This is a genomic window from Aromatoleum sp. (assembly GCF_035254505.1).
Taxonomy (GTDB): Bacteria; Pseudomonadota; Gammaproteobacteria; order Burkholderiales; family Rhodocyclaceae; genus Aromatoleum.
The window spans coordinates 1-24,567 of sequence record NZ_DATFAO010000016.1; the positions used below are offsets into that span (position 1 = coordinate 1).

At 66.3% G+C, this 24,567-nt stretch carries 17 protein-coding genes and 1 pseudogene; 1 reads left to right on the forward strand and 17 read right to left on the reverse strand.

Annotated elements, in window-relative coordinates; all coding sequences use genetic code 11:
• The 9 genes and pseudogenes from VJ673_RS02210 to VJ673_RS02250 all read right to left on the reverse strand — a co-directional run.
• Positions 1–471, reverse strand: a pseudogene (locus tag VJ673_RS02210) (MBOAT family protein); the annotation flags it as partial.
• A 12-nt stretch (positions 472–483) separates the two neighbouring features.
• Positions 484–3,765, reverse strand: coding sequence for an exo-rhamnogalacturonan lyase family protein (locus VJ673_RS02215; RefSeq protein ID WP_324124385.1), 3,282 nt, complete (start codon positions 3,763–3,765; stop codon positions 484–486).
• Positions 3,762–5,030 carry a hypothetical protein gene (locus VJ673_RS02220; protein ID WP_324124386.1) on the reverse strand — a complete coding sequence of 423 codons (1,269 nt, stop codon included), beginning with the start codon at positions 5,028–5,030 and terminating at the stop codon, positions 3,762–3,764. Before VJ673_RS02220 ends, VJ673_RS02215 begins: the two co-directional genes overlap by 4 nt.
• On the reverse strand, positions 5,027–6,304 hold the full coding sequence (locus VJ673_RS02225; RefSeq protein WP_324124387.1) for an NHL repeat-containing protein: 1,278 nt from the start codon (positions 6,302–6,304) through the stop codon (positions 5,027–5,029). The genes VJ673_RS02220 and VJ673_RS02225 overlap by 4 nt, the downstream gene beginning before the upstream one ends.
• Before the next feature lie 16 nt (positions 6,305–6,320).
• Positions 6,321–7,124, reverse strand: coding sequence for a tetratricopeptide repeat protein (locus VJ673_RS02230; protein ID WP_324124388.1), 804 nt, complete (start codon positions 7,122–7,124; stop codon positions 6,321–6,323).
• Between the two features lie 19 nt (positions 7,125–7,143).
• Positions 7,144–8,328, reverse strand: a complete 1,185-nt coding sequence (locus tag VJ673_RS02235) for a glycosyltransferase family 4 protein (protein WP_324124389.1) — start codon at positions 8,326–8,328, stop codon at positions 7,144–7,146.
• A 33-nt stretch (positions 8,329–8,361) separates the two neighbouring features.
• On the reverse strand, positions 8,362–9,627 hold the full coding sequence (locus VJ673_RS02240) for a hypothetical protein (protein ID WP_324124390.1): 1,266 nt from the start codon (positions 9,625–9,627) through the stop codon (positions 8,362–8,364).
• A 9-nt stretch (positions 9,628–9,636) separates the two neighbouring features.
• On the reverse strand, positions 9,637–11,073 hold the full coding sequence (locus VJ673_RS02245) for an MBOAT family O-acyltransferase (protein WP_324124391.1): 1,437 nt from the start codon (positions 11,071–11,073) through the stop codon (positions 9,637–9,639).
• A complete protein-coding gene (locus VJ673_RS02250; protein ID WP_324124392.1) occupies positions 11,070–12,044 on the reverse strand; it encodes a hypothetical protein in 975 nt (324 codons plus the stop codon). Before VJ673_RS02250 ends, VJ673_RS02245 begins: the two co-directional genes overlap by 4 nt.
• Before the next feature lie 154 nt (positions 12,045–12,198).
• On the opposite strand from VJ673_RS02250, the gene VJ673_RS02255 reads away from it, so the two are divergent.
• Positions 12,199–14,058: an asparagine synthetase B family protein gene (locus tag VJ673_RS02255; protein ID WP_324124393.1), complete on the forward strand. Its 1,860-nt coding sequence runs from the start codon at positions 12,199–12,201 to the stop codon at positions 14,056–14,058.
• On the opposite strand, the gene VJ673_RS02260 is transcribed toward VJ673_RS02255, so the two are convergent.
• From VJ673_RS02260 to VJ673_RS02295, 8 genes are read right to left on the reverse strand one after another with little or no spacing between them, the layout of a single operon-like run.
• A complete protein-coding gene (locus VJ673_RS02260) occupies positions 13,991–15,373 on the reverse strand; it encodes a putative O-glycosylation ligase, exosortase A system-associated (protein ID WP_324124394.1) in 1,383 nt (460 codons plus the stop codon). The two genes, VJ673_RS02255 and VJ673_RS02260, sit on opposite strands and share 68 nt — an antisense overlap.
• Complete coding sequence (locus VJ673_RS02265; RefSeq protein WP_324124395.1) at positions 15,361–16,737, reverse strand: phenylacetate--CoA ligase family protein; 1,377 nt, start codon at positions 16,735–16,737, stop codon at positions 15,361–15,363. Before VJ673_RS02265 ends, VJ673_RS02260 begins: the two co-directional genes overlap by 13 nt.
• A gap of 11 nt (positions 16,738–16,748) precedes the next feature.
• Positions 16,749–17,588 carry a sulfotransferase family protein gene (locus tag VJ673_RS02270; protein WP_324124396.1) on the reverse strand — a complete coding sequence of 280 codons (840 nt, stop codon included), beginning with the start codon at positions 17,586–17,588 and terminating at the stop codon, positions 16,749–16,751.
• Complete coding sequence (locus tag VJ673_RS02275; RefSeq protein ID WP_324124397.1) at positions 17,581–18,834, reverse strand: glycosyltransferase; 1,254 nt, start codon at positions 18,832–18,834, stop codon at positions 17,581–17,583. The genes VJ673_RS02270 and VJ673_RS02275 overlap by 8 nt, the downstream gene beginning before the upstream one ends.
• Position 18,835: 1 nt before the next feature.
• Positions 18,836–20,422 carry an exosortase A gene (xrtA, locus tag VJ673_RS02280; RefSeq protein ID WP_324124398.1) on the reverse strand — a complete coding sequence of 529 codons (1,587 nt, stop codon included), beginning with the start codon at positions 20,420–20,422 and terminating at the stop codon, positions 18,836–18,838.
• Positions 20,419–21,618, reverse strand: a complete 1,200-nt coding sequence (locus tag VJ673_RS02285) for a TIGR04063 family PEP-CTERM/XrtA system glycosyltransferase (protein WP_324124399.1) — start codon at positions 21,616–21,618, stop codon at positions 20,419–20,421. Before VJ673_RS02285 ends, xrtA begins: the two co-directional genes overlap by 4 nt.
• A 5-nt stretch (positions 21,619–21,623) precedes the next feature.
• Entirely contained in the window at positions 21,624–22,622 is a 999-nt protein-coding gene (locus VJ673_RS02290; protein WP_324124400.1) for a hypothetical protein, read from the reverse strand.
• On the reverse strand, positions 22,619–24,544 hold the full coding sequence (locus VJ673_RS02295) for an XrtA/PEP-CTERM system amidotransferase (protein ID WP_324124401.1): 1,926 nt from the start codon (positions 24,542–24,544) through the stop codon (positions 22,619–22,621). The genes VJ673_RS02290 and VJ673_RS02295 overlap by 4 nt, the downstream gene beginning before the upstream one ends.
• Between the last annotated feature and the right edge of the window lie 23 nt (positions 24,545–24,567).

The following is a 24,567-nucleotide window of genomic DNA, read 5'->3' on the forward strand; positions in this document are numbered from 1 at the left end:
GTAGGTGACGAAGAGCAGGTAATAGACGAAGCGGTACTCGGTGACCTTGCCGGCATACGCGTCCGCGAGGAACGCGATCTGCGTGAAGGTGAAGAACGAGATTCCGATCGGCAGGATCACGCCGAGCAAGGGGATGCCGCCGCCGGTCACCGCGTTGAGGCTGGCGACGAAGAAATCGGCGTACTTGTAGTAGGCGAGCAGCAGCAGGTTGGTGGCCACCGCGAGCGTCAGCGCGCGCCGCCCTTCGACCGCGCCCGCGTGCCGCGCGATGTATCCGCCGGCGAGGTAGTTGCCCACGATCGATCCGAGCAGCAGCGCCAGGTAGCGGTAGTCCCACCACGCGTAGAAGAAGAGCGAACAGGCGGCGAGCCAGCCCGCGCCGACGCCTTTTCCCAGGCGGCCAAGGACGAAGAAGCCGAGCAGCGTGATCGGCAGGAAGGCGAGCAGGAAAGGGTAGGAGTTGAACAGCATCGCCCCCTCCTTTCACTTCCACTCGAAGCGCACGACGTTCGACAGACGGCTCAGATTGCGGTCGGCGTCCCAGGAGCAGATCGCGACGTAGTAGGTGCCGGGCTTCAGGTTTTCCACCGTCGGCTGGACCGGCGCTCCGAAGGCCTCGTGTGGCAGCAGCTCGTGCATCGTGAAGGTTTCGGTCGTGCCTGGCGCCCCGGGCGTCGGCTCGCCGGCGACGTGCTCGGCCATCCAGAAGGCGTTGACCTTGTCCCAGTCGGGGCTGACCTGCGGCGGGCCGGAGCGCTCGTTCGTGAAGTCGCCCGGCATGATCCGCAGGTCGATCTTGCCGTTCTTTTGGCGCGACAGGATGGCAGTTTCGACCTCGGTGACGACGCGCTGCTTCTCGGCAGCCCGCTGCGGGTTGTCGGTCGGCGCGAACTCGACGATGGGCTTTTCGCTGTACTTGACGAAGTAGCGCTCCGCGCGCCCGCTCGGGCCGTCATCCTTCGGCGCAGTCCAGCTCAGTGTGACGCCGGTGCGCGCGACACGGACCACGCGCAGATCCGTGATCGCGTCCGGTGGCGTCGTCGAGCGCTTGGCGACGTTCTCGCGTTCCCACGCGATCACTTGCGTGAAGGGCGGAGCAACCCAGCTGTCGCGCGGCGAATTGACGAGCGACTCGTAGCGCTGGCGGATCTCGGGCCAGCCGGTGTAGTGGTACAGGTAGGGGAAGGGCTGCAACATGTGGTCATGACGCTGCGGCATCACCGATTTTTCCTCCTCGCCGATATATTGCGAGGGCATCGTCGTCCAGTTGTTGAGCATCCCGAGCTTGGGATAGAACAGCACGTGGTGCGCGAAGTAGTCGGCCTGGCCCCACAGGCCGTCGAGGATGCGCTCGTCACCGTATGTCCTGTAGGCTTCGTGGAGCGCCAGCACGCTCTGCGCCTCCATCCAGGTTTGCGCCTTCGAGACGGCGACCGGGCTGGCCTTGAAGAGTTCGAGGAACTTGCCGGCCAGTTGTTCCTCGCGCGCAGGACTGGTCAGCTGCCCGTGCCGGCTGCGCAGCACACCCAGCATGCGGCGCACCTGCCAGCGGGCGAACTCGTCGAACACGGGGCTCCCGGTGGCCTGGAAGCCGGCGAGATTGGTGTACAGCATCCAAGAATAGACACGGGCGTAATGTCCGCGCCAGAGGGCGTCCGGGTCCTTCTCGAAGTAATCGGTCCTCGTCAATGGCTGCATCTTGCCGTTGAAGAGGTTCACGTGCTGGAAGTTGATGTCCCAGTTTACGAAGCCGTAGATCGCATCGAGTGCGCGCCGGTCGCCGAAGAGATAGTAGTACTCGAAGAGCCGGAACATCGCGTAGTGCTCCATATCCGGCAGGATCTTGTACCCGTTCAGGTAGCTCCATCCCCCGACCGGCCTTTTCTCCGGTCCGCGTGGCGTCGGCACGTCCTTCATCCGATCGCTTTGCCACGTGTAGAAGTCCTTTGGACCGAAGCCAGCCAGCACGTTCCAGTCGGCGAGCGCGCGGTCCACGGCCACCAGGCGCTGCGCCCCGTCGCCGAAGCGGATGTGGTTGTCTCGATAGACCCAGCCAGGATTCTGCGAGATCGTCCAGCGGCTGATGGCGAGGTTCTTCTCCAGATCGGCCAATTGGCCGGTGCTGAGAAAATCGAGCCAGCCAGAGCTCAGGCTGTCGTGATGGCCGCCCGAGTTGTAGCTGCCATTCTCGCCGTGACGCTTGATGCCAGCCCCGTTGGGTATCCAATGCCCATCTCCTCCCACCTTGCTGCGGCGTCCATCGGCCGGCGAACGGGCGATCTCGAAGTACCAGGCCTCGGAATCCGAATACCAGGCGGGCGGAGCCAGAGCGAAGAGCGGGTATTCGAAGGCCTCGGCGACGTCGGCGACGCGTGCGCTCTGCGCGTCGCCGCGATGGAAGTAATAGAGTGCGTCGTGGACTTGCCGACGGCCGAAATCGAGATCGTATTCGGGGCGGGTGCCATCCCTCGGCTCCGCGTGCCCCGGACTGTCGGCCTGCAGCACGACCTGCAAGCGGTCGGACGAGGCGCCGATCGCACGCGGCGCGTGCTCCCACAGATAGCGCATCATCACCGCGACGCCGCCGCCGGCATCCGAGACGTCGAGGAAGCGCCCGCGCTTGCCCGCGGCGACCGGCTTGTCGACCGCTCCGTCGCGGCCCGCGCCCAACTGGTAGCCGCCCTCGCTGACCACTTGCCCGCCGTACTTCGATTCGGAATGCGCTTCGCCCTGGTAGAGCCAGGCCTGCTGGCCGGCGCCGACCCGGACATTCCCGATGGCAGGCAGCCCGCCGTTTGCCTGCAGCCCGCCGCCGGTCACGACCGCGTCGTTTGCGAGGCGCAGCGAATGGGAGAGTCCCGCTTCACGGAAAAGATGGTTGTAGAGCGGTGGAGTCCGGTCCGAGTTTTCGATCGCATGCTCGACCTTTACGAAGCCCTGGCCGCGGTAGAAGTGCAGCCGCGTCGTGTAGTTGTACATGCCCTCGCGCAGGATGCCGCGGCCGGACTTGCCCGGCATGTGACGCCCGCGGATCACCACCACGCTGCGCAGCGGCCCTCGCGTCTCGACGCTGACTTCGACCGGAGCGCCCCGGTACACCGACTCGGCGATGTCGACCTTCTCGACATTCTGCGTCTTGTTCCAGCCGTGCGTGTTCCAGCTGGACCCGGTATCGTGCTCCATCCGGTCGACGGCCCCCGAACGCAGCCATGGGCCGTCCTCAGCCTGACCGCGCAGGATTTCCCGCGTGTCGATGCTGACGGATTTGAACACCGCCCCGTCCTTCTTCGACACGCGCGCCGTCAGCGTGCCCGTCTTCACGACGATCGCGTCACCCTCTTCGTCGATGCGCACGGGCTCCGCGATTGCCTGAGCCGGCTTCTTGTTCTGCAGAAAGACGACGGTCTTGCCTCCGGGCTGCACGTTCACCTGAAAATCGAGCAGTACCCAGCGGATCGAGTTGTCGCGTGCCCAGTAGCGGGCGAGCACCTCGGTCTGCAAGGGGATTTCCCGGCCGTTTTCATCGACGAGGCGCAGGTCGGCGGGGTCCTGCAGCACGCCGTAGGGCAAGGGCACACCAGTGGTGACGGGCCAACTTCTCCGCTCGACGCCGGAGTTGTCCTTGATCGTCAAGGGCACGGAAAACTGGCCGTCGCGCCACTCGTAGGCGCTGCCTGCGAACCTCGGCGGAATCTCCAACGCCGACGCGGGCATCAGGAAGCATAGCAGCACGAGTCCGAACGTCGTCCGCAATACGGCGATCATCGCAACCTCACGTTCTTGGCAAGCAGCCGTTGCCTTCCCGGTCCGTCGTCCTGCTCGAAGACGAGCACGAAGCCATCGGGTCCGGCGGCAAGCGCGGGGTTCGATACGGCTTTGTCCGTGTCGTGGAGCACCAGCAGCTTTCCCGGCTCGTCGAGTCGCATGCCAGTCGACGACAGGCGGGCGCCGACGATGCGGCTCACGGAAGGGGGTCTGCCGCTCGGCGCCTCCGGTGCGGCAACGAGGAGGACGTTGTCGCCGAATGCGCCCGCCACGGGCCCATCGACCTGCCAACGCGCGGAAAACAGGGCGATGGCCTGTCTCGGGTCCCAGGCGGAAGTCCGGTGCTCGGCCTCCTGATTGGGATTCGCCTCCGCGACGGCCGAGCGGGCACTGAACATCGCGCCGAGGGGCACCATTCGTCCGCGGCCGATATCACCCCACGAGGCGTAGAGCACGGCAGCGGTCGCACCGGCCGCGAAACGGCCGTCGTCCCGCCCAACGGCGGGCGTCGGGGAGCGCTCGACGTCGAGCACGTCGAACTTGCTTCCGGTCACGCGGACGCGTGCGAAATAGCGCGTGATGATCCCTTCGACGCTGCCGGCGGCCCATTTGCTTTCGTCCTTCCACGACAGGAAGACCGTGGTGCCCAGGCTCGCGAGGGAGGGATCACCGCCGACCAAGGTCTCGCCGCGAAAAGCGAGCGGACGCGGACTGGAAGGTTTGCCGGACGCACTGAGCAGGGAGCTTCGGATTTCGTAGCGATGGTCGGCGTAATGCTGCCAGACGAGTACCGCCCCGTCGGCGATGGCTGCGACCGCGGGGCTCGCCTGGTTCCCCTCGCCGCCTGCGATCAGAATCCCCCCGGGATCACGCACCTTGCCATCGACGTCGACCCGCGACGCGTAGACGTCCCAGTCACGCCCGTTCCGGAAGTCGTGCCAGACGACGACGAACACGCCGTCGGCGAACACGACCTTCGGCCTGTCCTGGCTCCCCTTTTCGACGCATATCGGGATCGGTTCGCCGATTGCATGGCCCGTCGAGTCGAGGCGCAGCGCGAATACGTCGGATTCCTGCTGTTCGAAGTAATCGCGCCCCTGCTGCCACACCAGCAGGAAGTGCCCTTGCCCATCGCCGGCGAGCTCCGGGTTCAGCGCGGCGCGCGCGTCGGGAGCGGGCAGGACGAGCGCATCCGGAGGGGCGGCCAGCGCGAGCGGCGCGAAACAGCAGGCCGCAAGAAGGGTGCAACGGGCCGCGATGGTCATGGGTGCCCCCGCGGAGACTCGCGACGCAGCCGGAAGAGCCGCGTTCCGAGCAAACCCTGGCCTTCGACATACTGCGTCATGCCGGTCCACACATTGATCGCCCCGTAGAGGTTTCCCTGCGCATCGCGCCCGAGCAGATGACTCACCATCAGGTCGGTCATGTCACCGTCGGGCCGCAGTTGCCCCTTCGCGTTCGGTTTGACGACCGCGGCCCCCCGGCTGCGATTCGGATGGATCGAGGCGATGCCCCAACGCCCGTTGTTCATCAAGGTCGCCGTCGTGCCCGTACCATCGGCCGGCACGCGGCGGATATCGTATTCGTCGCCGCCGCAGACGTAGGCCGCCGAACCGTCGGGCTGCACCGCAATGCTCGTCGGGGTGTCGAAGAACGCCTCGCGCGGCGGCCCGTCGCCGATCGAGAGCCGGGTCGCGATCTCGACAAAACGCCCCGCCAGATGGGTCGCGGTTCCGTCCGGATCGATACGGACGACGAAATCCGGGGTCCGCGACACGAAATAGACGTTGCCGCGCGAATCGGCATCGCCCATCATGACATTCAGCTTCGGCGGACGGTCCGGGCTACGCGCCATGGATTTCGGCCACGGGCCGAGGTAGCGGACCGACTTGCCGTCTGCACTGACGCGGAAATAGCCGCCGTCATCCGCGACCGTCACCTCTCCGTTCGGCGTCACAGCGACCGAAATCGTCCCGTTGAAGCGCACATCCTTCGAACCCACCGAATCGCCGGTGCCGTCGCGGCGCACGCCTCCCCCCGCCCAGGTATCGACCTGCCACACGCCGTCCCGCTTGTGGATGCGCCGCACCGCCCGGTTGCCGCCATCCGCGACGAACACGCCGTTCGGGCCGCATGCGATGTTGTGGGCGCCGTAGTAGGCGTTGAATCCGAGGCGAAACTGCGCCTGGTATGCCGGGCCGTCGCGATAGCCCGGCTCCCCGCTCCCAGCGAGGTGGGTGCGACGGCCATCCGGCGTGACGATATCGATGAATTGGCCGCTCGCGAGAAACAGACGCCCCTCCTGGTCGCCGCACAAGGCGTGCACCTCGCCCCCCGCCTGCGCGACCGGGCCTCCCTCGGGGCCGCCGCCCAGCGCCTTCGTGAAGTCCTCGACGACCCAGCGCTCTTCGCGCCAGTCCGGTCCGGCCGCAATGGAAAGGCGACAGACGAATGCCAAAGCCAGCAGCACTGCGGCGCCGGCGCGCGACCCAGTTTCGCGCACAAGACCTTGCCCCTTGCCGCCGGACGCGCCAAGCATCGCGCCGCTCCCCTGACTATTCCTTTCCACTCTTGAAACCGCCGCGCCAGCGCCGCTGGACGTCTTCCGGCGGGCAGAATCGGCAACCGGTTTCCGGAGGCGGAGGCGTCGTCACAGGCGCGCCGGCCGCCGCCGCTGCACCACCCGACGGGGCTGCGCCACCCTCGGCGCCCTGCCCGGCGTCCGCCGTCGATGCGGGCGCGTCGGGCTCAGGCTTTGCAACCGGCTCCGGGAACGGCTTCTTTCCACCGAGCGCCAGATAGGCCTTTTGCAAAGGCTCCGAAGCCGGCACGTGTTTCAGCCCGTCGGTCGCGACCTTCAGTGCATCGCCATTGCGCTTGCCCTGCTGGTACAGATCGATCAGGGCCTGATAGGCGGGTTCGTAGGCGGGATTGAAGGTGACCGCCTCACTGAACCAATGCTCCGCCTGCCCGACATCCTTGAGCTGGAGTTCAACCTTGCCGAGCTCGACATAGATCTGCGGACGCATCGCGAAGCGCGGCTCCGTGTGATCGATGACGTAGGTGTAATTTCCCTTTGCCGCGCCGAGTATCGAGGTGCGCTCTTTTGCGTCGCGAGCGCTGCGCGCGCGGTTCACGAAATTGACGGCAAAGCAGTAATGATGGATATGCAGCCAATTGGCCCGGCCCATCTGTTCCGCAGCCGGAATCCCGACACCGCTGGCGCTTCCTCCGATTCGCTGGCCGCAGAATGGCGGCAGCAGCCGCATTTCGGCCGAGGTCGGCTTGAAGGCCTCGCCCGCGGTCGCTACGGACGTCGCGGCCAGGAGCAGACAGGTCAACAGTCCCGCGATCGACAAGCGTTTCATGTTGTGCTCCTCAGTTCTCACTCAGTTTTCCCTCTGCTCGGCGCGAATTGTTGTCTTCGGCCAGCGCCGCCGTCCGGGTCGCCACCGCGTCCCAGCTCAGGGTTTCGCGCGCGCGGGTGAGCCCCGCGCCCCCGAGCGCGGCGCGGCGGACGTCATCCCGCAGGATCTCCAGGATCGCTGCAAGCAAGGCCGGTTGCGATTCACCGTCGACGCGCAGCCCCGTGACGCCGTCGATCACCGCCGAACCGGTTCCCCCGGCGCGCCCCGCGATCACTGCCTTGCCGCACGCGGCCGCCTCGATGAAGACGATGCCGAAACCTTCGGTGTCGCCGCCGATTTCGCGATTGGCGAGCACGAAGAGCTCGCACGCGTTGTACCAGCGCGGCAGGTCGTCCATCGGCACGTGGCCGAGGCGATGCACGCGCTCCGTCACCCCGAGTTCGCGCGCGAGCTCGTCGAGATAGGCGGAGTCCTCGCCGATGCCGATGATCGCGTAGTGCACGTCGAGCCCCGATGCGACGAGTTCCGGCAGACAACGGATCACGCTGTCGAAGCCCTTGCGGCGCTGCAGGCGGCCGACCGACAGCAGGAGCCGGGCATCGGGGGCGAGTCCGAGGCCGTCGCGAAGGTCGTCCGACGGCAGCCCGGACTGGAACCGCGCGGTGTCGACACCGGGATGGACGATCGCGATGCGCTCCGGTCGCACCCCCATGTCGACAAGCGCCTGGCGCGTGAAGTCGCTGTTGGCGATGACCTGGTCGGCGTGACGCAATGCAAAACACATCGCACGGTATTTGTTGCCTCGCCCCCAGCCGGTCAGCTCCTCGCCGTGCGCGTAGATCGTCACGGGGAGCCAGCTCAGGCGCCCGACGAGCCACGCGACCAGCCCTTCGGGCAGCGAGCGGCCGGCGTGGACGGCATCGAAGCGGTGACGCAACGCAAGCGCCAGCGACCGCACGAAGAGCTTCCCGTACATCGCGAGCGACTCCGGCCGCAGCCATCGCACGCGCCGCAGGTCGAGCCGATGCACGCTGTTCGGATGAGCCGCGTCGTGCTCGGCGGCGCCGGGCACGGCGGCGGTGACGATGTGAATGTCCTTGCCCCCGAGACGCCGATAGACCTCGTCGAACCATACGGCGGTGCCGCCCTTGGTCGGCAGGAACAGTTCGGTGATCACGAGGTAGCGTCGGTTCATCGTCCAATACACTCGGTCTGGGCTTGGGGCAGTCTAGCAATCGGCCTGATAGTGCGAGCGTCGGAAATTCACGCCGCCGAGGAAATTTCCGGCCCTGCGTATGACGGATCCAAGTCCGGTGATTTTCAGTATGCGAGCGGGACCGGCCTCAGCGGCAATTCGTCGCAGCCACGCCACCACCCGCAGCCGCAAGTCCCGCTCGCGGAAGGGCGACTCGGCGTCCCGCAATATCTGCGCGAGTTCTGCGGTCGCCATGAAGCGCAGGTCGTGGTGAGCGGTCAGCGATCCGCGCAGTGCACGCTCGAGTTCGGCGATCACCGCGTCCCGGACCTCCAGCGGCCCGACGAAATTCGACCGATGCGTCTCGAGCAGCGTCGCGCGGCCTTGGGCAGTCCTTTCTTCCAGAGCTCGCCAGACGTCCTCCGCCCGGTGGCCACGCAGAGGTTCGAAATAGACATCGCGCACGGCATAGCAGACGTCGCCCTGCCCGCGATCGCCATTCCGGATGCGCCGCGTGGGCGACGCGAGTCCTCCCATGGCATCCCGGCCCTCGTATCGGCAGCCGGGGGTGACGACGCAGGAAACCCCGCATGTCGCCCAGGCGCGCTCCACCACGTCGTCCCAGACGAAGGTATTGGGCACCGCCACCTCGGGCACCGCACCGAACACGTATCGCAACACGGCCGCTTCCTCCCGCACGGCCAGTGCCACGGCCGATGCCAGGACTGGAGAACTCGGCAAGCGGGCGGCATCCACCCAGCGGCTCTGCAAGGCCGCGGGCAGGTCCTCGCTGCGTGGGCAGTCGGCGCGCAGCCAGTCGCGCAGGGCCTGTCGCTGCGCGGGGTCCGCGCGCTCATCGAGACAAGCCAGCAGCGAATCCGGCCAGAAATGCTCCAGTCCGTGCCATTGCGGCGCGAAGACGGCGCGCTCGCGTCCCGCCTGCATCGCTTCCCGCACCGGCGTGAAGGCCGGGTCCGCGAGCGTGCGCCTGACGTAGCGCGTACATCCGCCGTCGAGGATCGCCTGCCCGTCCGGAACAGCCGAAACGACACCGAGCGTCATCACCGCCGAACGCCCGCCATCGTCGCGCAGCGACTCCAGCACGCGGGCCAGCTCCTGCAAGGCCGCCGCATCTTCGCTCGGCCCCGGCCCCCAGTCGTCGCTTTCGACGATCAGCACCGGGCAGGCGAGCACGGGCTCCCGCCATGCCGCAAGCAGTGTCCGCCAGTTCAGCAATACCAGCAGGCCCACCGAGGCGGCGAACCATGCGAGGATCAGGAGGAGAAGGATATGGATCATGAAAATGGATCAGAAGTCGAAATAGATGAACTTCTGCGTCGGGCCGCCGAAGATCACGACCGCGACGACCAGCATCGCGTAGCTCGCGCCCCGTAGCGGGAAGGGCACGCGCCACCACCAATCGACGCCATTGCGTTGGAAGAAGGCGACGATGCGCGGCTCGACCAGTGCCAGGCCGACCGTGGCGAGCACCCCGGCGATCTCGTATGCGCGCATCGGCACCACCGAGATGGGATCGGCAAGCCCCAGCATCGCGCCGCAGATTGCCCATGCGTCGCCGAAATTCGGCGCCCGGAAGAACACCCAGGTGAAATGCACGGCGACGAAAGTCGCGGGCCAGCCCAGCCAGGACAGCGCACGATCCGCCAAGGCTCCTTCCGCGACGCCCGCCGCGCGGAGCCCGGAATTGAGCAGCCGGTGCGCTATCAGCAGGCAGCCGTGCAGCAATCCCCAGAACACGAAGGTCCAGTTCGCACCGTGCCACAGGCCGCCGAGCAGCATCGTCACGAGCAGGTTGCGATAGGCATTGAAGCGCCCGCCGCGGTTGCCGCCCATCGAGATGTAGAGATAGTCGCGCAGCCAGCGCGACAGCGACATATGCCAGCGATGCCAGAATTCGGTCGCGCTACGCGCCAAATAAGGGAAGCGGAAGTTGAGCGGCAGCGTGACGCCGAACATGCACGCGAGCCCGAGCGCCATCTCGCTGTAGCCGGAGAAATCGAAGTAGATCTCCATGCCGAAGCCCAGCGTCGCGAGCCAGGCGTGTACGAAATCGAGCTGTTCGGGGTGCGTGTAGAGCGCATCGACCAGCGGCGCGAGGTTGTCCGCGAGCAAAGCTTTCTTGATCAGGCCCCCCGCGAAGATGAAGGCGCCGAGCCGCAGGTTCTGCCAGGTGATCGGCTGCAGCGCTTCAAGCTGTGCGACGAGTTCGTGCACCCGCACGATCGGGCCGGCGATCAGCTGCGGGAAGAAGCTCACGAACAGGCACCAGTGGCGGAAGCTGATGCGCCGCGTGCAATCGCCGCGGTAGACGTCGATCGTCGCACTGAGCATGTGGAAGGTGTAGAAGCTGATGCCCAGCGGCAAGACCCAGTCGACCCACGCTGGGCGCTGCACGGCGACGTCCGCCCCCGCCGCACGGGCGAGCCACAGCGCGGACTCGATCACGAGCGCCAAGTACTTGAAGCAGCCGAGCACGATCAGGTTCGCCGTGATGGCAGCGATCATCAGCGCCCGCGATCGCGTCGCGAGCATGCCGCGATACACGAACCAGTTGGCCGTCACCGACAGCCCGAGCAGGATCAGGTAGGCGGGCTTCCAGGATGCATAGAAGAGGATGCTGGCGACGAGCAGCACTGTCGCGCGCTGGGTCGGCGAACGCGCGAACATGTACATCGCCATGACCGCGGCGAAGAACACGGCGAAGGTCGCGCTGCTGAAGATCATTCCGCCCTCACCCGGATCGTGCGCAGACCGTCGTCGGCAAGGGCCCGTCCGAGTTCTGCGCTGAAGCGCTGTGCGCCGCGGTCGTTCAGATGACCGGCGTTGATGAACTCTTCCGGATTACGCTGCTCCCCCGCCCCGAGCGCCACCATCGGCACTCCGCGCGCCGCAAGCGCGTCGCGGATCTTCAGGTAGGGCGCTGCGGCCGGATGTCGCTCGTCGAGATACAGCAGCTGACGCGTGAGGAGCGGCGGAAACACCACGCTGACCTTGACCTGCCGTTCATGCAGCAGATCGAGCAAGGCGATGAAGTCGGCCGCAACGGTCGGGCTCGGCGGCTGGGTGGAACCGGCCTCCTGGCGCATCACCTGACCGGCATCCTGCGTCGTCGCGCTGAAGCCGGGTCGGTACCCGAGTCTCTGCGCGGCCCCGCCGCCGAGAGGCTCCGCCGGTGCGAACGCCGATTGGACGAACTGTCCGAGTTTCGCCGGCTCGCGCAGCTGCTTCAGGTTTGTCGCATAGCCCCAGCCGCGCACCATGCTGCGCGCGAGATTGAGGTAGTCGCCCTGCTCCAGCATGCGTGACCGGTCTCCGAAGAACACCAGATAGCCCAGCGAATCGTCTCCCTGCATCAGCCCCTCGTCCAAGCCGATGACCACCTGCCGAATCGCGCCGGGCCCGAGCAGCTTGTCGGCGTCGAGGCGGCGGGCGATCCCGTACAGAACGCTGGCATTCGCGCCGGGCAGGCCGAGATTGAACGCCGTCCTCCCCGCCGACGGCCCCGCGTTGGCAAGCACGGTCGCGGGATCAAAGCCGTTATCGACGCGGCTGTTCCCCATGATCAGCAAGGACGGCCGCATCTGTTCCACATAGAGTAGCTTGTCCATCGCTCTTCCCGCGGCAAATACCGAGCGGAAACGATGGAGAATTGCATCCGAATGCAACGCGAATTCCCCTGCCAGCAGCAGGATCACGCCGACGACAATGCCGGCTCCCTGCCGGCGCCATGGCATTTTCATCGCCCCCTCCCCGCGCGTTTGCAGCGGCAAGTGTGACCTCTGCACCATCCCATCGATTTCGCATCAGCTAACATGACCGCTGCCTCCTCGACTGGAAGATGAGACGCGCATGGACACTCGACGAATCCTGTGTGGCTGGGTAAATCTGCAGACAGGGGACCCAACCCCGCCCGACATCCTGCAGAGGATGTTCTCCGCGGAAGGCGCCGAAGCGCCGGCAAATCCGCTCAGACTCGGGGAGGCCGGCTGGGCCGCCACGGGGCGGGAGGCCTCGGCGATGGCCCACGATGCGGAAACGGGCATCATCGCAATCGTGCTCGGCCGCCCGATATGGATCAGTGCTGCGACAGCGGCACGCGCCTCGGCTGACGGCCACGCCGCCGCTGCGGCGAGACGTTATGCGGAAGTCGGTGAGCGCCTGTTCGACGAAATGCAGGGAAGCTTCTCCCTCGCGATCTGCGACCTGCGGGAAGGAAGCACGCTCCTCGCGATCGACCGCTGCGGCGTCGAACGCATGTGCTTCGCGCGCGTCGGCCCGCTGCTGGTCTTCTCCACGAGCGCGCGCGCTGTCGCGGCCCATCCCGCGGTCAAAGCCTCGCTCGACCAGCAGTCGCTCTACGAATACCTTTACTGCCACATGGTGCCGAGCCCCGGCACTGCGTTCCGCGGCGTCGAGAAACTGCTCCCCGCCCAACGCCTGCTGGCCACGGCACAGCAATCCAGACGTGACTTCTACTGGGCCATGCGCTTCGCCCCGGACAAGCAGGCAAGATCCGACGCACAGCGCGAAACCTTCCGCCGCTTGCTTCGCCAAGCCGTCGAGCGACAGGTCGACGAAGCCCCCGTGGGCGCCTTCCTGTCGGGCGGCACGGACAGTTCGACCGTCACCGGACTGCTGGGAGAGGTCAGCGGGGAGCCGGCCCGCACCTTCTCGATCGGCTTCGACGCAGAAGGATTCGACGAACTCGACTACGCCCGTGTCACCGCCCGCCATTTCGGCGCCGATGCGCGCGAGTTCTACGTGACGCCGGAACACGTCGCCGAGGCGCTGCCGATGATCGCGACGTCCTACGACGAGCCCTTCGGCAACGCCTCCGCAGTCCCGACCTACTTTTGCGCCCGCATCGCGCGTGAGCATGGCATTCGAGCGATGCTCGCCGGCGACGGCGGAGACGAGTTCTTCGGCGGCAATGTCCGTTACGCGAAGCAAGGCGTATTCGAACGCTACCAGTCGCTCACCCCCGGGCTGCGGCAGGTGCTGGAGCCGCTGGTGATGAACTTCCCCTTCGGTTCGGCGATCATGCCGGTACGCAAGGCGAGGAGCTACATCCGTCAGGCGAGCGTCCCGCTGCCCGACCGTCTCGAATCCTACAATTTCCTGCATCGCGACCCGCTCACCGACATCTTCGAGCCGGAATTCCTCGCCGCCGTCGATACCGAGCGCCCGCTCGCGATGATGCGCGAAGCCTACTTCCGCGCTCAATCGGCCGAGCCGGTCGATCGCATGATGCACCTCGACCACAAGATCACGCTGGCCGACAACGATCTGCGCAAGGTCTCGCGGATGTGCGAGGCTGCAGGCGTCGACGTGCGCTTTCCCTTCCTCGACACGGACCTCATCGACTTTTCCGGCACCCTTTCGGTGGATCAGAAGGTCAGCGGCAACCGCCTGCGCGTCTTCTTCAAGGAAGCGTTGAGCGACTTCCTGCCCGGAGAGACGATCACCAAGTCGAAGCACGGCTTCGGCCTTCCCTTCGGTCTGTGGCTGGCGCAGGACGGCCCGCTGCGCTCGCCGGCCACCTCCGCGCTCGAGAGCCTCGGGAGGCGCGGCATCGTGCGGCCGGATTACTTGCGGAGGCTGTGGCAGGAGCATTCGTCGGGCCATGCGAGCTATTTCGGCGTCATGATCTGGGTGCTGATCCAGCTCGAACTGTGGCTACAGCGGAATGATCGCCCGGTCGCGGCCTAGCTCCTGAGGGCTCGGCCAAGGCCGAAGGCGCGGGGCGCGACGGCCGCAGCTCGGCGATCTTCGTCACCCCGCTGTTTTCGAGCACCCCTTGGGCACGCAGCATCGCCTTCGCGGCCACGACGATCAGCACGAGGTTGTAGTAGTAGTCGAAGTAAGCCATGCCGAGGAAAGCGCCCGCCGTCAGGTAGGCGACGATGCTGACCTGCACCATCTTCGCCAGATCAGCCATCCAGGCATGCTCGGGCAGCTTGCGTACCGTGTGCGCGATCTTGGTTGCCGAACGCCAGGTCAAGGTCGCAAGCAGCAGGTACAGCCCGAGCCCGACGAAGCCCTGTTCGCCGAGCACCTCGAAATACACGCTATGCACGTCGCGCCAGTTCGTCGGGTCCGGCGCATAGATCGCGAACATCCCGCGCTGGAAGGTCTCGAATCCGCCGCCAAGGAAGCGGTCCCGCGCGAGATTGAACGCCATCCACCACGCATTGATCCGCCCCAACGCCGACTTGTCGTGATCGTAGGACTCGATCGTGTGCATGCGCTCGTACCAAGCCTCCGGCATCACTTGCAGCACCACGAATACCGCGCCAATCGCGAGCAGGGCGACCAGGAACTTCTGCCGCGACTTGAGCCAGAACATCACACCCATCGCGCCCATGCCGAGCATCGCCCCCCGCGACTGTGTGCCGATGGCGGCGATCGCGGTCAGCACCATGACTGCATACACTGCATTGCGAAACACCACGCGCTCGACACTGCGCGCGGTGAAGTAGAGCAGCGGGACCGTCATTGCCAAAGCGAGGCCGATCTCGTTGTTGCCTCCGATGAACGTACCCGGCGGCCCTTGCACACGATAGACGCCGCCGTGCAGGATCGTGAAAAGCCCGCCCTTCACTCCGTAGAAACCGATGGACAACGCCATCACCGCGACCAGCAACTTCAGGCGCTCTGGCGTCGTGATCAGCATCATCGCGACGAAGATCATCAACTGAATCTTGATGACCTTCTCGAACTGCACCCACGCCAGCTGAGGATAAACGGCGAAGGTGGTCGTGATCACCATCCACGCGACGAAGATCATCAGCACGACGGTCTCGCGCTCCCAGGGGATGCGCTTTTCCTCCCTCGAGGCAAGCATCGCGACCAGCGTGGTGATCGCGACGATCATCGCGAACGGCATCGTCGTGCTGAACCCCCACGCCATGCGGTGGGGATTCATGAAGCCCAGCCAGGTCCAGACCAGAATGCCGATCCACGGGCGCTTGATGATGAAGGGCAGCGAGCCGAAAACGGCCAGCGTAACCGCTATGTCGCGCATTCCGGCTGCTCCCGTGCGCCGACGTGGCTCATCACGTATCGATATTTCCCCGATTTCTCAGGGGGGATCTCGGCAGTAGTCTCGATCTCGATCCGCACGCCCTGCCCGAGGCGATTCGCCATGCCCTGGCGGATCCGGTCCTCGATTTCCGGCCCATAGCCCTCCGCCGGCACGACGATGATGCGCGTGAGCTCGAGGCTCTCCTGCACGATGCGAAAAGCCGCGACCTGTGGCAGATCGCGCACGACGTAGATCAGCGCAAGTCCGTGCATCACCGTGCCGTCGCGGGCGACGACGAAATCGGTCGTCCGTCCCTGGATGTCCTTCAAGAGCGGCAGGCCGCGTCCGCATGCGCAGGGCGCCGGGTCGAGCGCCGCGACGTCGCCGGTGCGGTAGCGGATAAAGGGGAAATCCCGCGTCGCGAGATGCGTGACGACGATTTCGCCCGTCTCCCCGACCGGCAACGGCTTGCCTTGCGGATCGACGATCTCGACGACGATGTCTTCGGCTGTCAGGTGCATGCCACCGGAAGGGCACTGATGTGCAATGAAGCCCGCATCCCGCCCGCCGTAACCGTTTGCGACGCGGCAGCCGAAGATGCGCTCGATCGTCGAGCGCTGATCGTCGTACAGCCGCTCGGAAGTGCAGAACGCCACCTTCACACCGAGGTCATCCATCCGCTGTCCGCGCGAGACGGCATGCCGGGCGATCAGCGACAGTGCCGATGGATAGCCGAAGAGCATCTTAGGACGACGCTTGCGGATGCGTTCGACGAAGGCGTCGAGCTTGCTTTCCGACATCTCGAAGGCGGGCAGCAGCTCGGTGCGCATCAGCCCGTCGCGCCAGTGGCGGATGTGATCCTGCGCCCCCAACTCGATCGGCGAACCCCACACCACGATCTCCGGGTCGCCGATATCGACGTCCCACCAGCGCGTCGCACGCCATTTCGCGGCGACGTCATGGCTGACGCGCTCGGCCCCAATGAAGAAGATCAGCGGCTCGCCACTCGACCCTCCCGTGTTGAAGCGCGCCAGGTCACGCGCGTCGTCGGACTTGAGCGCTTCGAGGTTCGCACGGATGTCGGCTTTACCGAGGAAAGGCAGGCGCGCGAGGTCCGAGGCGGATTCGATCTTGCGCGGATCGAAACCGATGCGCCCGAAGAGCTCGCGGTAATAAGGCACGTGCGCCTGTGCATGCACGAGCAAGGCCTGTAGACGCTCGAACTGCAGACGTTCGATACGCGCACGGACCCACCACTGGCTTTCCTCCAACAGGCGGCGCAAGCGCACGGTGTCGTGGCGCTTCAGGCGCTCCTGCGCGGGAAACAGCAGCTTCGATACGAAGGCCGTGTAGAGATCGCTCATTACCCCCTCCCTTATCCCGCTCGCAGCCCGGCGACCGGCCCCACCTGCTCGAACCGCCGTGCGAGGCCTTCGCAAACCTCCGCCACCGCCGGTTCAACCCCGGGCAGCGGCTTGTGGCGGATCGAGCTCGCGAAGACGCCGCGGGTGATGTCAGGCGAATACGGCACGCCGAGAAAATCGAAGATGTCCCGACATTCCCGCTCGGGCTCCTGCACCAGTTGCTCGTAGAACACCAGCCGCACCCGCGGGTCGAGATCGAAACCCTGCTCGAAATACAGCACGTTGCGGAAGTACCAGATCAACGCCGCCGCCGACGCTTCAGTCATTTCCGGATGCCACAGGCTGCGCACGACAGCGTGCGTCGCCTCGGACATGCCGCCCGCCCGCCAATCGTCGACGAGGCGATCGGCCGCGATGCGCGCGACCTGCTTCGTGAAGTTGCCGAAGGAGTTGAGTGCCGAGCGTACCGCGTCGCGATAGTCGCGCACGATCCAGACCGTCTTCGCGGGCGCGAACTCCGTCATCAGCTCGCCGAGGCGGTCGAGCTCGCACAGCGCCTTGATGACGAAAGTCGGCGCACGGGACTCCGCGACGAGCCGGCGGATCACCTCGCGTTCGCGCATCCGGTAATTGTCGAAAGCGCGCGGATCCCGCTCGTGATAGACGTCGGTCAGGTAGCTGCGCTCCAGCCTGTCCATCAGCATGTTCGTGCCCGAGCGCTGCATGCCGGCGATGAACACGACCTGAGCGGGTGAGCGGCGTCGCGCCCACTGGTAAGCGGACTTCGACGCGATCAGCATCTTGTGCCCGAGCCGCTCGCGAATCTGCGCGACGTCCAGTCCTTCAGCCATGCACCGTTCCCTCCGCTTGCGCCGATTGCCGGGCGATGCGACCCGCGGCACCGAATGCCTCGAACTCCTCGACGAGTTCCGCCACGCGTCGCGACCATTCGTTGTCGCGCGCATACGCGACGAGCGTCTCGCGATCCCACGGTTGTCCGAGTGCGTCCGCCAAGGCTTCGCGTAAGGCCTCGGGTTCGCCGAACGGAACCACCGCCCCCAACGCGGCCTGGCACACGACCTCGCGATTGCCGCCGACATCCGTCGTCACGACCGGCACGCCGCAGGCCATCGCCTCGAGAAAGACATTCGCCCAGCCCTCGTTGCGCGTCGCGAGCACGAACACGTCCGCCGCCGACAGCGGATGCTTCAGCTCGTCCGGCTCGATGACGCCCAGAAAGCGCACCGTGTCGGTCAGTCCCAGATCCCGCACCTGCCGCTCCAGCCTTGCCCGCCAGTCGCCTTCGGCGCTCGCGCCACCGACGATCAGATACATCAGCCCAGGGAAGCGCCGGCGCAACTCGGGCAACAGCTCGATCACCCGATGAAAGCCCTTGCGCTCGGTGAGTCCGCCCACGGAAATCAGCACCGGCGCATCGGACGGCAAACCGAGCGCCGCGCGCGCCTCGACCCTCGGCACGGGCGAGAAGCGCGTCGTATCGACGCCATTGCCAACGACCCGCACCCTGTCGGGCGCGACACCCAGCTTCAGCGCAAGCTCGCGCAGCGACGCCGATACGGTGAAGATGCGATCGGCACCGAACAGCGCGCGCCGCAGGCGCGGGGCCAGCGCCGGATCCGCCGCATGTCGCACCTCCGTGCCGCGCAGCGTGATCGTCACCGGCACGCGCAGCCAGCGCCCCAACAAGGTCGCCGCGTGGCCGTCCGGGTACCCGAAATGCGCATCGAGCACGTCCAGCCGGCCCGCGCGCTTGAGCCGCCACAAGGTCGGCAGACTGCCCAGCGCCAGCAGGACACCGTCGAGCGACTTGAAGAAGCCAGGGAAACTCGGGAAGCGACAGTGGAGGACCTCGATCCCCGCCTGCGTCTCGCGCCGCGGCACCGTGGGCCGGAAGCCCGGTCGCCACAGCCGTATCAGCGACTGCAGCGGAAACCATGGCACCGGTGCGACAACGCTCAAGGGCAGGTGGCGCGCAACGCGGAACATGCGCTCGCGGATGAAGAGCCCGGCGTGCGGCTGGGCGCTGCTGGGAAACAGCGTCGAGAAGACAACGACATGCAGCGGGCGCGCTCCCATGCTAACGCCCCATCGCCGTCGCCAGCATATCGTCCACCGCTGGCCCCATCTCGCGCAGGAAGCCTTCCAGCGCCGCTTCGGCCTTGCCGTGCTCGTCCGCAGGATAGGGCGCGTAGACCATCACCGCAGCCGAATCGTCTCCGGCACCGCTCAGCCGCGACGCGACCAGATAGAGCTTCGCGACGTAGTCGTTGTTCGTCCACCGTCCACCGATCCAGTAGCCGTACCACACCATCAGCCGCCCGCCGCTCCCCGCCATCTCGATGCTGCCCAAGGGCGCCCGCCGATCGCCGACCAGCGTGTCCCGCTCGCCATAGCTCGTCATCGACCACTGCGGGTCCTTGCTCTTCAGCACCCGGTTCTCGGAATTGACCAACTCCGCCCCCGGGGCCTGATCGCGGTAGTACGCGACGTACAGGCCCACCGGCACATCCCCCGCCTGCCAGGCCGCTCGCAGTTCGCCCCGCATGCCGGAATAGTGCGGAGACCACGTCGGGAGCTGGGCGCCGGACACCGGCCGCCAAGCTCCGTGCGGCTGCAGGGCCGGAAACTCCACATCGCCGTGCCGCCCCTGCGCGTCGAGGACGCCGAAGGCCGGCTTCCAGGCGAGAACGGCCAACAGCGCGACAACCGGCAGCGCAAACGTCCGACGGTTCGTTCCGGCGGGACTTTCGGGCAAGCCCCCGGTTTCGCGCGGTGCGATCATCGGCTTGTCGTCTTCGCGCCATCTCGTGCCGATCCAGAACAAGGTGACCATTACCACAGCAAAGAACACCCAGCCGTACACCACATGATCGACCCCGGTCGCGATCCGGTTGCCGCTGAAATGGCCCAACATCACGATCCCCCATGCGCGGATCCAGTTCGCGAGGACGGGCAGGCCGACCGACAGTGCGACGAACACGAGACGGCGCCGCAAAGACCGGTAGGTCAGGTACGCATACAGGCTGCCGACGACGACCGACGCGATCAGATAGCGCACGCCGCTGCACCCTTCGACGATGGACCACTGCCCCGACGGGATAACCAGCATCCGCCCCTCGGCGAAGACCGGCACGCCGAAGAGCCGCAGTCCCGCGACGACGAAATGCGCGGTCCAATCCATCATCGATGGGAACAGGAATTCGCCGAAGGGCACGAGGAAGAAGAGGAAGCCGAGCGGGAAGGCGATCGCCCGCGCGAACCGCGTCCCCATCACCGCCCACACGAGCGCGATCACCATGCCCACCAGCGCGAACTGGGAAACGCTGTCGGCGCTCGCGAGCTCGCCGAGCAACCACGCGAAGCCCGCCAGCAGCCCGGCAAACACGCCGAGCAGCGACGGCGCGACCGGCACATCGCGCAACTCCCGGCGCTCGCGCCAGATCAACCAGCACGAAATCGGCGCAACGAGGAAGCCGTGCGCGAAGGTGTCCGAGCGGTTCCAGATCTTCACGAGCGAGATCACCGTCTCGTGGTACACGCCCAGCAGCAGCGCAAGTCCGACCGCGAGCACGATCAGATGCACGCGTACGCCGAAGACCGCCGTATCTGACGCCACACCGTCCCCGTCCGCCTGCAGCCGCAGTTGGTAATCCGGTGCGCTCATGTGGCCCCCGCCAGTCGCCCATATGGCACGCGATACGCGTCGACGCTGCGCCGCCAGTTGCGTTCGGCCTCGACGAACTGCCGTCCCGCAAGCCGGTACTCGCCCCAGCGACCGCGCTGCGCGAGCATCCCGACCACCGCCTCGGTCAGCGCCTCGGCATTGCCGGCGCGGAAGAGACGCCCGGTCTCACCATCGCGCACCAGCTCCTTGTGCCCCCCGACGTCGGACGCGACGAACACCCGCCCCTGCGCCATCGCCTCCAGCGGCTTGAGCGGCGTCACCAGCTCGGTGAGGCGCATCGAATGCCGTGGATAGGCGAGGAGATCGATCAGGTCGTAGTAACGACTGACCTCCCCATGCGGCACGCGTCCGGCGAAGATCACGCGGTCCGCGATGCCCAACCGCTGCGCCTGCGCCTTCAGGTTCTCCTCCTGCGGGCCGCCCCCCACCAGCAGCACGCGCAGTTCCGGATGCTGCGCGAGGATCGCCGGCACCGCATCGAGCAGAAGGTCCAGCCCCTCGTAAGCATAGAAGGAGCCGACGAAGCCGATCACCGTTTTGCCATCGAGTCCGAGCTTTGTCTTCAGCGCGCGGTCGGGCTCTCCCGAAAGCTGGAAGGATTCGATATCCACCGCGTTCGGAATCACGGTCACGCGCCCTTGGGGAATCCCGCGCGCAACAATGTCCGCCCGCAGTCCCTCGCAGATCGTAAACACGTGGTCGACGCGTTGCAGCGCCCAGGTTTCCAGCGTACGCGTCGCGCGGTAACGCAGGCCGCGTTCGCGCGCCGTGCCGTGATCGACGGCCGCATCCTCCCAGAACGCGCGGATCTCATAGACAACCGGAATCCGCAGCTTGCGCCCCGCACGCAGCGCAGGCAACGCATTGAGTACCGGCGAATGCGCGTGGATCACGTCGGGCCTCACGGTCGCGGCGACCTCGCCGATGCGCCGCTCCAGCGCCTGCATCAGCGCAACCTCGTGAACGACCGCCGTCCGGGTCTTCACCTCCGGCGTGCGGAAGAAATGCAGCCCGTCGAACTCCTCTTCGGCGCCGGAAGCCTTGCCCTGCTTCGGCGAAGTCAGGTGGAAAGTCTCCCAGCCCAGCGCGCGCTGCTCGCGCAGGATCGCCGCCGAGCGGAAGGTGTAGCCGCTGTGCAGCGGGATCGAGTGATCGAAGACATGCAGGATGCGCATTCGGATTACTCCTCGGTAGCGAGCCCTTTTTCGGCTTGCGAGTGCGAGCGCCAGACCAGCACAGGCGGTGCGCTTGCCAGCGACCAGTCGCCGCGCCGACGGAGTTGGTTTAGCGCGACCCGCGCGAGCGGGCGGCGGCGCATGAGCGCCGCCGCCTTGGCCGAATCGGTGACCATCCAGTCGTCGATCAACTCCAGGGCCGATCGTGGCAACGATTCGCATGGGAGCCGCCGCTCGTCAAAATGCCGGCGGACGGCCAAATTCTCGAGCACTCCCTGCTCTTGCCGGACGCTGCGCCGTGCATGGCTTAGAAGATCGGACGGCCTCCACCAGTGCAAGGGCTCGAACCGCCACGTCGCTTCGGGGTGCACGGTGATTCGCTGGCGGTTCCACCCGTGGTTCGCCGGGTCGAGGCCGAAGCAGATGGCGGCACCGAGCACGGCATCGGTACGGTAAAGCCCCAGGGGCAGGCGGAAGCCGCGCTCTCGAATGCGCTCCATCGCCTGTCCCCGCAAAGCGTAGAGGTTTCCATGCAGGCCGCCACGACTTAGCATTTCCGCCTTGAGGCGGGGAGCCGAAGCCCCCACCGACGGCACTGCCGACGCGGCGAGCGCTTCGCTGGACGCGGCCAGGAGTTTGTGCATCAGTGAGAGGGATGACGGCTCGACGACGGCATAGCCGTCGATGAAGAAGGACGTTGCAGCAGACGGCCAAAGCTGATGCACATAGGTGTTCCAGGTGTGCGCCTTGTCACCGAGCGGAATGAACCAAAGCCGCACGTGAGTGGCCTCGCGCCCGCCGCGCAGGCTGCCGGCCATGCGCACAGCGCACGCATCTGCCAGCGCCCGATTTCCGTTCACGAGGACATCCACCTCACCAGCCAGCGCCTGAACCGCATCGATAGCGGCGGTCACCGAAGCCATCAAAGTGTCGACGTCCTCGCGCGAACTGAAGACCGACACCGCCGCGGTCGGCGAACCTTCGGCGCGGCATGCGCAGTTCATGCCGCCTCCACCCGGTACGGCAACGTTCTTCCCTGAGTCTCAAGCCGGATGAACGCATCGAACATCAGCAGGCTCCACAAGGGCGCGCTGTAATCCCGGACGCCCGACTGATGGGCATCGACGAGATGCCGCAAGGCATCGGGGTTGAAGAGCCCGGTGCCCGCGAGCACGTCGCCCAGCAAGGCCTCCCTGACACGCGCCTTCAACGGCCCGCGGAACCAGCGCGCAAGCGGCACCGAGAAGCCCATCTTCGGCCGGTACAGCACGTCGTTCGGCAGCATCGGCTCCAGTGCCTTCTTGAACAGGTACTTGCCCTCCTGCCCCTTCACCTTCAGACCCGAGGGCAGCGTCGCGAGCCATTCGACCAGCGGATGGTCCATCAGCGGTTCGCGCACTTCGAGCGAATGCGCCATGCTCGCCCGATCCACCTTGGTGTTGATGTCGCCGACCAGATAGGTCTTCAGGTCGAGGTATTGCACCAGTGCGAGCGGATCGTCGGTCTGGGCAGCTGCAGCATGGCGGCGGAAGACGTCGACCGCCGAGTAGCCACCGAGGGAAGCCTTGAACGCGCTCGAATACAGCTGCCGCCGCATGTCGTCGCGCACGATCGACACGGAATGGAAATAGGCCTGCACCGAATCCCGCGCCAGCGCCTGGAAGGTCGTCTTCGCCCGGAACACGCGCGGCGCCCAGTCGGCCTTCGGATACAGCCGCCCGAGTACGCCGAACATCGGCCGCCGTACGCCCAGCGGCAGGCTCGCGCGCAACCGCTCCTCCATCATGTGCAGGCGATAGCGCCGGTAGCCTGCGAAGCTCTCGTCGCCGCCGTCGCCCGACAGCGCGACCGTCACCTTTTTGCGCGCAAGCTGGCACACGCGCCAGGTCGGGATCGCGGAACTGTCCGCGTAGGGTTCGTCGTACAGTCCGGCGAGCGCGTCGATCAGGTCGAAGTCGTCCGCCTTCACGGTCTCGACGTAATGGTTCGTGTGATAACGCTCAGCGACCTGCTGCGCGAAGGCCGATTCGTTGAAAGCCGGGTCGTCGAAGGCGATCGAGCAGGTGTTCACCGGCGCGGACGACAAGCCTGCCATCGTCGCGACGACCGCACTCGAATCGACACCGCCCGAAAGGAAGGCGCCCAACGGCACGTCCGAAATCATCCGCAACCGCACCGATTCGCGCAGCCGCTCGCCCAGCTCGGCCGTGGCGTCTTCCAGACTCAGCGGATTGTCGAGCGTGAAGCGCACATCCCAGTAACTCTTCGGTGCCGGCATCGCTTCGCCGCGGCGGACCACCAGCGTCTCCGCGGGCCCCAACTTCTTCGCGCCGGCGAAGATCGTGCGCGGCTCGGCGACGTAACCCAGCGCGAAGTACTCCTCCACCGCGCAGGGGTCGATCGTCCGGTCCAGTCCGGGAAGCTGCATCAGCACCTTCAACTCGGAGCCGAATGCGAGCGTGCCGTCGGGCAGCAGCGCGTAGTGCAGCGGCTTCACGCCCAGGCGGTCGCGTGCGAGAAAGAGCGTATCGCGATTGCGGTCCCACAACGCGAAGGCAAACATGCCACGGAAGCGCCGCACACAGGCCTCGCCCCACTCCTCCCACGCGTGGACGATCACCTCGGTGTCGCTACGCGTATGGAAGCGATGCCCGCAACGCTCCAGCTCGGGCACCAGTTCCTGGTAGTTATAGATCTCGCCGTTGAACACGACGGCCACCGAGCCGTCCTCGTTGTAGAGCGGCTGCTGGCCCGTCGACAAGTCGATGATCGACAGCCGCCGATGGGCCAGCGCCACCCCCGGCTCGAGATGCACACCTCCGGCATCCGGTCCGCGATGGAACTGGATGTCGTTCATGCGCTCCACGAGCTCACGCGGAAATTCGCGCTTGCCCCGGATATCGAAGAGCCCGGCAATCCCGCACATGACACCCCTCCAACCGACTCAGA